The 12703-nt window shown below is 42.9% G+C and carries 11 protein-coding genes; all 11 read right to left on the bottom strand.

Translation table 11 applies throughout. From position 1 onward, the window contains the following. Positions 1 to 74: 74 nt before the first annotated feature. Positions 75 to 731, bottom strand: coding sequence for a deoxyribose-phosphate aldolase (gene deoC / locus D5F11_RS00975; protein WP_120114924.1), 657 nt, complete (start codon positions 729 to 731; stop codon positions 75 to 77). Between the two features lie 60 nt (positions 732 to 791). Next, on the bottom strand, positions 792 to 2141 hold the full coding sequence (gene mtaB, locus D5F11_RS00980) for a tRNA (N(6)-L-threonylcarbamoyladenosine(37)-C(2))-methylthiotransferase MtaB (RefSeq protein WP_120114923.1): 1350 nt from the start codon (positions 2139 to 2141) through the stop codon (positions 792 to 794). Between the two features lie 4 nt (positions 2142 to 2145). Beyond that, positions 2146 to 2898 (bottom strand): 16S rRNA (uracil(1498)-N(3))-methyltransferase, encoded by a 753-nt coding sequence (locus D5F11_RS00985; protein ID WP_120114922.1) that lies wholly within the window; start codon positions 2896 to 2898, stop codon positions 2146 to 2148. 15 nt (positions 2899 to 2913) lie between these two features. After that, positions 2914 to 3846, bottom strand: coding sequence for a 50S ribosomal protein L11 methyltransferase (prmA, locus tag D5F11_RS00990; protein WP_120114921.1), 933 nt, complete (start codon positions 3844 to 3846; stop codon positions 2914 to 2916). Between the two features lie 17 nt (positions 3847 to 3863). Next, complete coding sequence (gene dnaJ / locus D5F11_RS00995) at positions 3864 to 4985, bottom strand: molecular chaperone DnaJ (RefSeq protein WP_120114920.1); 1122 nt, start codon at positions 4983 to 4985, stop codon at positions 3864 to 3866. A gap of 142 nt (positions 4986 to 5127) precedes the next feature. Next, on the bottom strand, positions 5128 to 6969 hold the full coding sequence (gene dnaK / locus D5F11_RS01000) for a molecular chaperone DnaK (protein WP_120114919.1): 1842 nt from the start codon (positions 6967 to 6969) through the stop codon (positions 5128 to 5130). Positions 6970 to 7003: 34 nt separating this feature from the next. Then, the gene (grpE, locus tag D5F11_RS01005; protein ID WP_185830456.1) at positions 7004 to 7657 is read right to left on the bottom strand and encodes a nucleotide exchange factor GrpE; all 654 of its coding nucleotides are present in this window, start codon (positions 7655 to 7657) and stop codon (positions 7004 to 7006) included. 359 nt (positions 7658 to 8016) lie between these two features. Further along, complete coding sequence (gene hrcA, locus D5F11_RS01010) at positions 8017 to 9048, bottom strand: heat-inducible transcriptional repressor HrcA (protein WP_120115104.1); 1032 nt, start codon at positions 9046 to 9048, stop codon at positions 8017 to 8019. 114 nt (positions 9049 to 9162) lie between these two features. Beyond that, positions 9163 to 10293, bottom strand: a complete 1131-nt coding sequence (gene hemW / locus D5F11_RS01015) for a radical SAM family heme chaperone HemW (RefSeq protein ID WP_120114917.1) — start codon at positions 10291 to 10293, stop codon at positions 9163 to 9165. Positions 10294 to 10382: 89 nt separating this feature from the next. After that, positions 10383 to 12221, bottom strand: coding sequence for a translation elongation factor 4 (gene lepA / locus D5F11_RS01020; RefSeq protein ID WP_120114916.1), 1839 nt, complete (start codon positions 12219 to 12221; stop codon positions 10383 to 10385). A gap of 120 nt (positions 12222 to 12341) precedes the next feature. Beyond that, positions 12342 to 12686 carry a DUF3679 domain-containing protein gene (locus tag D5F11_RS01025; protein WP_120114915.1) on the bottom strand — a complete coding sequence of 115 codons (345 nt, stop codon included), beginning with the start codon at positions 12684 to 12686 and terminating at the stop codon, positions 12342 to 12344. Positions 12687 to 12703 lie beyond the last annotated feature (17 nt).

Raw genomic sequence — 12703 nt, forward strand, 5'->3', positions numbered from 1 at the left:
GACACTTGACATCTGATCATCGGCTGTTATCCATTCGGTCTGAAGTTTTTTATGCCAGTTCCGGTATAAAGTTGTTAATTCCCCTCCAAAATCTTTGCACCTGAGCTTGTCCCTATCCTTGTTGCTCCGGAATTAATCATGTTCACAGCATCCTCCTGTGAGCGGACACCACCAGATGCTTTCACTCCCATCTGACTTCCGACTGTTTTCCTCATGAGTGCAACATCCTGTTCTGTAGCTCCACCAGTTGAAAAACCTGTGGAGGTTTTTACAAAATCTGCTCCAGCCTGCTTGGAAATTTCACAAGCGATCTGCTTCTCGTCATCAGTCAAAAGGCATGTTTCTATGATCACCTTAACAAGCGCCTTATCTTTTGCCGCAGCCGTGACAGCTTGAATATCCTTTTCCACAAGATCAAGGTCCCTGCTCTTCAAGGCCCCGATATTGATCACCATATCCACTTCCTGCGCACCTTTTTCGATTGCATCTTTTGTTTCAAATGCTTTCACATCCGATGTGGAAGCTCCCAGCGGAAATCCGATGACCGTACAAACCTTTACATCCGTCCCATTTAAAAAGGCTGCCGCAGCTTCAACCCATACTGGATTTACACAAACGGAAGCAAATTCGTATTCTTTGGCATCTTCACATAAAGCTTTAATCTGTTCTTTCGTTGCATCGGGCTTTAGTAAAGTATGATCAATCATCTGAGCGATATTATTTGGAAGCATGTTTTATCCTCTCCTGTTTTTATTATTGAAAAAAACTGCAGCGATGCGCTGCAGTTTAATTTATACTACCATAGAAGCAGGGGCATCTTCATCCATTATACGGACAAACTGTCCTTCACAATACGGATATCCCGCTTTTGTTATTTTTACCTTTACGAGCTTACCGACCATTTCTTCAGTCGCTGGGAACACGACTTTTAAATAGTTGTCCGTGTACCCTTCATACAGGCCACTGTCAGGGTTATCTTTGAACGGCTCCTCCGGAATGACTTCAAGTACCTCATCTTCGAATTTGGAGGCATATTCTTTTGCCAACTGATCCGAAAGAGAAATTAAGCGGTGAACCCGCTCATTCTTTACGCTTTCATCGATCTGATCCTTCATTCTGGCTGCCGGCGTTCCAGTCCTCATGGAATAAGGAAATACATGTAACTCCGAAAATTTATGTTCTTTTACAAAATTGTAAGTCTCCATGAATTCTTCTTCCGTTTCGCCCGGAAAACCGACAATCACATCGGAAGTGATCGCCAAATCAGGCAATGCCTTCTTTAAAAGCTCTAGACGCTCGGCGAAAAATTCCATTGTATACTTACGGCGCATTCTCTTTAATACAGTATTTGAACCAGATTGGAGAGGGATGTGCAAATGTCTTACCACAAGTTTGGACTTGTCGATGACATCAATTACCTCGTCTGTTAACTGGCTGGCCTCAATGGAAGAAATCCGAAGTCTTTTCAGCCCTTTGACGTTTGCTTCCAAATCACGAAGCAAAGCAGCAAGATTGTAATCCTTCATGTCTTCCCCGTAGCCGCCTGTATGGATGCCGGTTAATACGATTTCTTTATACCCTGCATCAACAAGCTGCTGTGCCTGGTGGATGACTTCCTGTGGATCGCGGGAACGCATGAGTCCGCGTGCCCATGGAATGATACAAAATGTACAGAAATTGTTGCAGCCTTCTTGGATTTTAAGGGAAGCCCGTGTACGGTCAGTGAATGCCGGAACATCCAATTCCTCATACACACGATTTTTCATAATATTGCCCACACCGTTAATCGGTTGGCGCTCTTTCTTATACTGCTCGATATAAGAAAGCATTTTTACCCTGTCCTGTGTCCCGACAACAATATCAACGCCGGGAATTGCCATAATTTCCGCCGGTGATGTTTGAGCATAGCACCCTGTCACACAAATAACAGCGTCAGGATTTTTACGGATTGCACGGCGGATGACCTGGCGGCTTTTTTTATCACCAGTATTGGTGACCGTGCATGTATTGATGACATAAACGTCAGCGGTATCCTCAAATTCCGCCCGCTCATATCCATTTTTTTTAAACAGCTGCCAAATGGCTTCCGTTTCATAGTGGTTGACTTTACAGCCTAATGTATGAAATGCCACAAGAGACATCATATCACCTCATTAATTCAAAATGATAGGAAACAGCAGATAATGCATATAATGGAGCTGTCTCCGTCCTTAAAATCCTTGGTCCTAGTCCAATCAGATCAAAACCATAAGATTTCAGTTGCTCGGTTTCTATTTCTGCAAACCCGCCTTCCGGACCGAAAACCAATAAAATACGGCTTTGGGGTTCAGCTGAAGCAAGTATTCGTGCCAAGCCGCTCTTTTCTCCATTTTTCGCTGCTTCCTCATATGCAACCGCCGTATAGTCAAAGCTGTCTCTTAAAATAAGAAGTTGTTTGAATGAAAGAGGCTGCGAAACTTCCGGAATCCTTTGCCGATGCGATTGCTCTGCTGCCTCTTTAGCTATCTTCTTCCATCTTTCAAGCTTTTTCGAGGCTTTTTTCTCTTCCCATTTTACAACGGAGCGAGCAGCAATGAAAGGGACAAATTGTGAAGCGCCCAGTTCGGTTCCTTTTTGTATGACCCACTCCCATTTATCCCCTTTTGGCAACCCGCTCGCAATCGTCACGTGGACTGGAAGCTCCTTTACTTTTGCTTCCCATTCAGCCACTCGTATTTCTACAGAAGATTCCCCAATTCCTTCAATAACTCCTATTCCGGCTTCTCCACTCTCAAAAACCACATAAAGGGTATCACCCTGCTTCATTCTCATGACGCGGGTGATATGATGGAAATCTGTTCCAGAAATACTTGCCAATTCCTGTCCAGTAAATGGCTCATCTATAAAATACCGCTGCATTTCTTCACCTCTAGTTCAACGTCTGGCAATAAATGCTGCCCAATCTTCCATTCTGATTGTTTCTTCAATGGTAAAGCCGGCTTCTTGAAGCACTGCCTTTACTTCCTCGCATTTTTGCTCAATAATGCCTGAGGTTATGAAAAATCCACCTTTTTTTACTGCTTTTGCGGCCTCGTCAGCAAAGGAAATGATCACTTCCGCCAAAATGTTCGCAACAATGATATCTGCTTGTTTAGTGATACCGTTTAAAAGGTCATTCTTTTCAACTGTTACTGTTTCCGCCACACGGTTCAGAGAAATATTTTGACGCGCCGCTTCCACAGCCACCTCATCTAGGTCCAGTGCTTTTACTTCCTTCGCACTAAGCAGCGCCGCAGCTATGCTCAATACCCCGGAACCTGTCCCCACATCAATGATGGTGTCACCTTTTTTTACTGTTTTCTCAAGTGCCTGTATACACATGACCGTTGTCGGATGAGTGCCAGTTCCAAATGCCATCCCCGGGTCAAGTTCGATAATGAGTTCATTATCAGAAGGCGTATAATCTTCCCAGGTAGGCACAATCGTAAACCGATCAGAAACATTGACAGGATGGTAGTATTTTTTCCAAGCTGTTGCCCAATCCTCTTCCTTGACATCTGAAAGGCCGATTTTATTTTCTCCTATATCAATATTAAACTTCTTGAGGTTAGCGATATTTTCTTTAATTTCATCAAGTGCCTCATTTAAATTTGACGTTTTGGCAAGATAGGCTTTGATAATGACTCCTTCTTCAGGAAAATCATCGGGATCCAATTCATATATTTCCCCAAACCGATTTTCTCTCACTCGCAAAAAGTCAGCTCGGTCCTCAATCACCAATCCGCTGATGCCTGCTTCGTATAAAATGTGGCTGATCGGTTCCACAGCCTCATTGGCAGTGAGTATACTGATTTCAGTCCAATTCATTTGACTGCTCCATTCATTTAATCGCCTTTGAAAGCACGTTTCATTTTTCCAAAAAAGCTCTCGTTCTGTTCATCAGGCACGTTTCCGCTTATTTCTGCAAATTCGCGAAGCAATTCTTTTTGCCTTTCATTCAGTTTTGTCGGAGTGACAATTTTCACAAGGACATGCTGATCGCCTTTACCGTAGCCACGGACATTCTGAGCACCTTTGTCACGCAGCCTGAACCTTGTGCCTGTTTGAGTGCCGGCAGGGATTTTCAACTTCACCTTACCATACAATGTAGGAACTTCTATTTCATCTCCCAGTGTAGCCTGGACAAAGGTTATGGGCATTTCACAATAAATGTCATCCCCGTCCCGTTCAAAGAATTCATGTGGTCTTACATGGAAGACGATAAAGAGATCCCCTGGTGGCCCTCCGTTGACACCCGGCTCCCCTTGACCGGACACACGCATCTGTTGACCATCGTCAATGCCTTTAGGGATTTTCACGTTGATTTTTTTCCTTTTCTTGACTTTGCCTTCCCCATGACATGTCGCACACTTATCTTTGATGATTTTTCCCGTTCCTTGGCAATGATGACACACCCTGCGGTTAACAATCCTTCCGAAAGGCGTTTCTTGTTCCACATTTAACTGGCCTGTTCCGTGACAATGCTGGCACGTTTCAGGTGATGTTCCAGGTTTCGCACCTGATCCATTACAAGTCTCGCACGTTTCTTCCCGAGGAATTTCAACGACTGTTTCTTTTCCAAAGATGGCCTCTTCAAATGTCAGAGTCATCGTATATTGTAAGTCAGCCCCTTGCCTAGGTGCGTTAGGATCTCTGCGGCCGCCGCCGAAGAAACTGCTGAAAATATCCTCAAATCCACTGAATCCTCCAAAATCAGCCCCGCCACCAAAGCCTCCGAATCCACCTTGTGGTCCTTCGTGACCAAATTGGTCATATTGGGCCTTCTTTTGATCATCACTCAACACTTCATAAGCTTCCGTTATTTCCTTAAACTTCTCGTCAGAACCCGGCTCTTTATTTATATCCGGATGATATTTCTTCGAAAGTTTTCTATATGCCTTTTTAATCTCATCTTTCGAAGCATCTTCCGAAACGCCAAGCACTTCATAATAATCTCTTTTGCTCATGTTTCCACACTCCCGAATCTTTTCACATAACGTTCATTTTACCATATTAGTTCTATACAAGAAAAGCGCAAGAGACTTTGCCAGCCCCATTAATATAAAAGTCAAAGCCCGGTTCGATCGGGCTTTGACTTTAGAGACCTATTTATTTTGATTCTTTGTCATCGTCGACTTCTTCAAATTCCGCGTCAACAACGTTGTCGTCTCCGCCGGCATTTGTTCCTTCCCCATCTCCCTGCTCGGCCTGAGCTTGTTTCGCTGCTTCTTCATACAGTTTAACAGAGAGGTTTTGAACGATTTCTTGCAGAGCGTCTTTCTTTTCACGGATTTCAGCTGTGTCATTTTTCTCTACAGCTGCTTTTAAAGCATCTTTTGCTTCTTCCGCTTTCTTAACTTCAGCTTCTTCCACTTTGCCCTCAAGTTCTTTTAACGTTTTTTCCGTTGTAAAAATTAATTGATCGGCTTCGTTTCTAAGTTCTACTTCTTCTTGACGTTGCTTGTCTTTTTCCGCATTTTCTTCGGCTTCTTTAATCATGCGATCAACTTCTTCCTCTGAAAGGCCTGAAGAAGATTTGATTGTGATGTTCTGCTCTTTACCTGTTCCAAGATCTTTGGCGCTTACGTTGACAATGCCGTTTTTGTCGATATCAAATTTGACCTCGATTTGTGGAATCCCGCGAGGCGCAGGTGGAATATCAGACAATTGGAACCTTCCAAGCGTCTTGTTGTCTGCTGCCATCGGACGCTCACCCTGCAATACATGAATGTCAACAGCTGTCTGGTTGTCTGCTGCAGTAGAAAATACCTGCTGTTTGGATGTTGGGATAGTTGTATTTCTTTCAATCAATTTTGTAAAGACGCCGCCCATTGTTTCGATTCCAAGCGATAATGGTGTAACGTCAAGAAGTACGACATCTTTAACATCTCCAGACAATACGCCGCCTTGAATAGCCGCACCCATTGCTACTACTTCATCCGGATTTACTCCTTTATGAGGCTCCTTACCTGTTTCTTTGCGAATAGCCTCCTGAACAGCCGGTATCCGTATAGATCCACCGACAAGGATGACCTTATCAATTTCAGCAGCTGTTTTTCCGGAGTCTTTGATGGCTTGACGAGTAGGCCCCATTGTCTTTTCGACAAGACCAGAAGACATCTCTTCAAATTTCGCACGGGTTAGCGTGACTTCAAGATGGAGCGGTCCTGCTTCACCTGCTGTGATAAAAGGAAGAGAAATTTGTGTCTGTGTAACTCCAGACAAATCTTTTTTCGCTTTTTCCGCCGCGTCCTTTAATCTTTGCAAGGCCATTTTATCTTGGGAAAGATCTATTCCATTGTCTTTCTTGAATTCTTGGACAAGATAATCAATAATGACTTGGTCAAAGTCATCTCCACCCAAGCGATTATCCCCTGCAGTCGCTAATACTTCAAAGACGCCATCTCCAAGCTCAAGAATGGAAACGTCAAAAGTACCGCCACCAAGGTCATATACTAAAATCGTCTGATCTACATCTGTTTTTTCCAAACCATAAGCAAGAGCCGCAGCTGTCGGTTCGTTAATGATCCTTTCCACTTCAAGACCGGCAATTTTACCGGCATCCTTTGTTGCCTGGCGCTGTGAATCATTGAAGTAAGCTGGAACAGTGATAACTGCTTTATCCACTTTTTCTCCAAGGTAATCTTCAGCATATGACTTCAAATACTGAAGGATCATTGCAGATAATTCTTGAGGAGTATATTCTTTTCCCTCAATCTCTTCTTTAAAGTCTGTACCCATATGACGTTTGATGGACATGATTGTATTCGGGTTAGTGATCGCCTGACGCTTAGCAACCTCCCCTACTTGAATCTCTCCGCTTTTAAAAGCAATGACTGAAGGAGATGTACGATTTCCCTCTGGATTTGGAATAACCTTCGGCTCCCCGCCTTCAAGCACTGCCACACATGAGTTTGTAGTTCCCAAGTCAATACCTATAATCTTGCTCATGCCTATATAACCTCCTTAACAATATGTACCTTGACTATTTGCTCACTTTAACCATTGATGGTCTAATGACTCGATCTTTCAGTAAATATCCCTTTTGGAATTCTTCCAAGACAATATTCTCTTCTGTTCCTTCTTCCTCAGCCTGCATTATCGCCTGGTGAAGGTTTGGATCGAATTCGTTGCCAACAGCCTCAATTTGCTCGGCACCCTCGGTCTTTAAAGCTTCAATGATGCTTCTATAAACCATTCCAACGCCTTCAAGCAACGCCTTCGTTTGCTCAGTATCAGGCTCAATTTGCATGGCTCTTTCAAAATTATCGATTGCAGGAAGAAGATTCGTGATCAAGTGCTGCGCTCTATATTTTTCATCCGCTTCCCTGTCAAGCTTAGTTCTGCGGCGGAAATTGTCAAAATCTGCAAGTAGGCGCAAATAGCGGCTTTCCTTCTCCTCAAGCTGTGCTTCGAGCTCTTTGATTTTATTCGTCAGCTCTTGCTCCTGCTCATTCTCTTGATTCGAAGACTGAACATCATCAGCTTGCTCATTTTCTTGTCCGCTAAGCTCCTCATGCTCTACATCATTATTTTCTGCCGTATTTTCTTGATTCAAATCTTCCGGCTTCAGTGTTTCTTTTGATTCTTCTTGCAATGTCTTCACCTCCTTAAAAGAAAATCGTAAGCGCCTGTCCATCGACGTACGGACTGGAGTTCCTTCGACGAGATAATGGAAACACGGCGACGTAGGCCGCCTCAAGCCGCCACGTCCTGTGGCTTCGGTGGCACTAGGACGTCCTGTACGTCGGAGCCGATGTTGACTTATCGTAGGAGAAGGAGCGAAGTCTGCTAGTCGATAGGCGCTAAAGCTGGACAATCGAAAAGCGTAAGCGGCTCGGCTTAGCCCCGGCGAGGAGGCAGGTTTTTAGCTGCCACAGGGAATTGGATTATGACCTCGTAGGACTAGGCGCTGTACCAGACAAAGAAAAGCATATACACCTATTCAATAAATAAGGGAAATTAGCAGTATAGCTAATTTCCATTCCAGTTTGCCGTCTAACTTTCGTAAAACATTCTTGTTAATGCTTCACTCATATCTCTGCTTAAAAAATCAAGCAAACCGATCACTCTGGAATATTCCATCCTAGTCGGTCCCAATATAGCGATTGACCCGACGGGCTCTTGCCCGATGGAGTATGTGGCCGTTATAAGACTGCAATCTTCCATGGCCATATTTTTATTTTCTTTTCCAATCGTAACATGTATCCCATGGGGAATATGTTTAAAAAGTTCATAAATCCCCTCTTCTTTTTCAATCATGTTCATCAATAATCGGACTTTATTAATATTATGGAATTCTGGCTGATTAAGCATATTTGTTTTTCCGCCAAAAAATATTTTTTCATTGCCCGGAACGTCCAACGTTTTTAAAATAGATTTCAGCAAAGTGTCGTATTGATGGATATTCTGTCTCAGAATCTCCGCCACTTCATACTCAATTTTAACTCTCAATTCCGAAATTGGCACTCCAGCCAATTTTTCATTCAGAATATTAACCAGCTTTTCAATATTTTCGGGTGCATGGTTTTCTGGTAATGAAAAAAGCTTATTTTCCACATGTCCGGTATCCGTTATGATCACTGCGACAGCCATTCCTCCGGAAAGGGGAACAATTTGCAGACGCTTCAGCTTGTTTTCTTTGACTGCTGGACCAAGAAGGATGGTCGTGTAATTTGTCAACTCTGACAACACGCTGGCAGATCGCTGAACAACATCTTCCAATTCATATATTCTCTCCGCAAAAATAGAATGGATCAGCTGTCTTTCATGAGCATGAAGCATTTCTGGTGCCAATAGATGATCTACATAATATCTATACCCTTTTTCAGAAGGTATCCTTCCTGATGAAGTATGGGTTTTTTCAATATACCCAGACTCCTCCAAATCTGCCATTTCATTCCGTATTGTTGCAGAACTCAAATTTATTTCTTCTCTTTTTGACAATTTTCCCGATCCGATGGGTTGGGCTGATCTGATAAATTCGTCGATAATGGCTTGCAGTATGAGTAGTTGCCGATCTGTAAGCACCATTCATCACCCCTGTTAGCACTCTATCAGCATGAGTGCTAAATCTAATATAAAAGTAACAAAATGCCCTATTGATGTCAACGAATTTATCCTCGTTTTAGGTATGACTTTTGATTAAATAAGAAAGGTTTGAAACACTTCATTTCCAAGAAAAAGACCCTGGCGAGTTAGTCGAATACTGTCGTTTTTCTCTTCAAGCCAGCCTTTCGAAGTCAAGTCTTCAATCTGCTGTTGGAAAAGCACCCTTGGATTAATAGAAAATTTCTTAACAAAATCAGGAATGCTGACTCCAATTCTCTTTCTTAACCCGAGAAACATTTCTTCTTCCATTTTTTCACGATCAGTCACTTGATGTTGTTCAAATACCGGGAGTAGATCCTTACCCAGTGGTTCCATATATTTTTTCAAAGGCCCATAATTTGAGTAACGGATACCCTTAACATATCCATGTGCTCCAGCACCAAAACCATAATATTCTTCATTGTTCCAATAAACGAGGTTATGGATACTCTGAAATCCCGGCTTGGAAAAATTACTTACTTCATATTGCTGAAGCCCGCTCTTCTCCATTTGATTAATTAACATCTCATACATGGCTGCTTCCTGATCTTCCCCTGGCAATTTAAGCTTGCCCTTTCTCATCAGATTATAAAAAACTGTCTTCGGCTCAACGATCAAGGAATATCCCGAATAATGCGGCAGGTCCAGTTCAACCGCCTTTTGTACAGTATCCGAAAAATCTTCCACTGTCTGGCCTGGCAATGCGTAAATCAAATCAATACTTATATTTGAAAAACCGGCCTGCTGCGCATGGCTGATGGAGCGATAAACATCTTTCACCTCGTGGGACCGTCCTATTTTCCTTAACAATTCATCATTAAAGGATTGGACACCAAAACTGAGCCTGTTGACGCCATAATTTGAAAGAACATGAAGCTTGTCCAGCGTCAGGTCTCCTGGATTGGCTTCAAAAGTAAATTCCCCGCCCTCCGAGAAAGGAAGTTTTTTTCGGATTGCTGAGCATAGTTCGTCAAGCTGCCGTACATTTAAGGCTGTTGGCGTACCGCCCCCCACAAATATCGTTTTCAGATTCATGTCCGGAAATTGAGCCCGATACAAGTCAAACTCTTTTTCGAGGAGCTGTAGGTATTCATCAACGGGCTGGCCGTTCATAAAAAATTTATTAAAATCACAGTAATGGCAGATGTGTTCACAAAAAGGTATATGAATGTAAGCCGAATGCATTTTGTCACAACCTTGTTAAACTTGATTTGCAGAAAAAAGAAAGGGCACAAGTAAAAGATTACTCTCCCTTTCTATTCATGCTGATAATCTTATTTGGAGCTATTTCCGGAATCATCCATTTTCAAAACAGCCATGAACGCCTCTTGTGGAACCTCAACAGACCCAATTTGCTTCATGCGTTTCTTTCCCTCTTTCTGTTTCTCAAGAAGCTTCCGTTTCCTAGAAATGTCCCCACCGTAACACTTCGCGAGAACATTTTTCCTCATAGCTTTGATGGTGGACCTTGCGACAATCTTCTGGCCGACCGCCGCTTGAACAGGAACCTCAAACTGTTGGCGTGGAATGAGGTCTTTCAATTTTTCCACTATGGCCTTCCCTCGTTCAAATGAAAAATCTTTATGGACAATAAAGCTGAGGGCATCCACTTTTTCTCCATTTAACAAAATATCCATTTTCACAAGGCTGGACGGCTTGTAGCCAATCGGTTCGTAATCAAACGACGCATAGCCCTTCGTATTGGATTTTAATAGATCAAAGAAATCATAAACGATTTCTGCGAGCGGAATTTCATATACAACATTGACTCTGATTTCATCCAAGTATTGCATGTCGATGAAATTCCCACGTTTTTCCTGGGCCAATTCCATGACGGCACCCACGTAATCATTTGGCACCATCATCGAGGCTTTTACGTATGGCTCTTCAACCCTGTCGATTTTCTGCGCATCCGGCATATTAGCAGGATTATCGACAGAAATCTCCGTTCCATCATTCATGTAAACTTTGTAAATAACACTGGGAGCAGTCGTGATCAAATCGATTTTAAATTCGCGTTCAATTCGCTCTTGGATGATTTCCATATGCAAAAGCCCCAAGAAGCCACAGCGAAATCCAAATCCAAGTGCCTGCGAGGTTTCCGCCTCATACTCAAGGGCCGAATCATTCAATTCAAGCTTTTCTAGCGCTTCTCTTAAATCATTGAATTTAGCTGAATCAATCGGATAAAGCCCGCAGAAAACCATCGGATTCATTTTCCGGTAACCTGGAAGCGGCTCACTTGCCGGATTGTTCGCATTTGTTATCGTATCACCGACCCGCGTATCAGCCACATTTTTGATGGAAGCTGTAACGAAACCAACATCGCCTACAGTTAATTCGTCAACAAGCATCGGTTTCGGAGCATGGACACCTACCTCGTTTACTTCAAACTCTTTTCCGGTTGCCATCATCCTTATTTTGTCCCCTGCTTTGATCGTCCCTTCCATTACACGAATAGACGCAATGACCCCTCTGTATGCATCATAAAGCGAGTCAAAGATGAGAGCCTTGAGCGGCGCACTCGGATCGCCATCAGGTGCAGGAACCTTTTCCACAATTTGCTCAAGGATATCTTCAATCCCAATCCCTGCTTTTGCTGACGCAAGTACCGCATCAGAGGCATCCAAACCGATAACATCTTCAATTTCCTTCCGAACTCTTTCCGGATCCGCCGCAGGAAGATCGATTTTATTGATGACTGGTACAATTTCCAAATCATTGTCCAAAGCTAGATAAACATTTGCAAGCGTCTGAGCTTCGATACCCTGCGCTGCATCAACAACGAGTATAGCTCCTTCACAAGCAGCAAGACTTCTGGATACTTCATACGTAAAGTCGACGTGTCCAGGAGTATCTATCAGGTGGAAAATATATTCCTCTCCATCCTTTGCTTTATATGTCAATTGCACTGCATTTAATTTTATTGTTATGCCCCGCTCACGTTCCAGATCCATGGAGTCCAACAGTTGGTCCTTCATTTCCCTTGAAGACAGGGCTTCTGTCTTTTCGAGAATGCGGTCAGCTAAAGTGGATTTACCATGGTCAATGTGGGCAATAATTGAAAAGTTGCGGATCTTCTCTTGTCTTTTCTGTCTGTCAATATGATTCATTTTTTTCACTCCTGTTAATAGGCACATGTCCACTAGCTTAGATTATATCAGCACCGGCCTCAATTCACAAAAAAAAGCACATATAAGAATATGCGCAATTTTTTATGTGGATCCAGTAGTTTAGCCTTTAAAAAGGTTCATAAAAAAATCAATTAAAAATTTTGCCGCCGCTTTTACAGAGGATGCCAGCGTTTTTCCCACAGAAGAGAAAAAATTGAAAGTTTCGAGATCCTCTAGTTCTTTCTTTTTCTGTGCAAGTTCCTCCGCATGGTTGATTTCATTTCCTAACAGCGCCGCCTCCATTTTCCCGTCCTCACTCTCATTTATATGAACCGGAGGCGGAAGTGCCGTATCTTCATACCCTTTCATCCCCTGCATTCCTTGGTGAGCTTTTTCCATACCGATAAAAACTCCTACAAACAGAACCATCAGCAAAAACAGTAATTTTAAGATAAATTTAGCCAAACCGGTCACCTCCGTCT

The organism is Siminovitchia terrae, assembly GCF_003605405.2.
In the GTDB taxonomy this organism is placed as follows: domain Bacteria; phylum Bacillota; class Bacilli; order Bacillales; family Bacillaceae_C; genus Siminovitchia; species Siminovitchia terrae.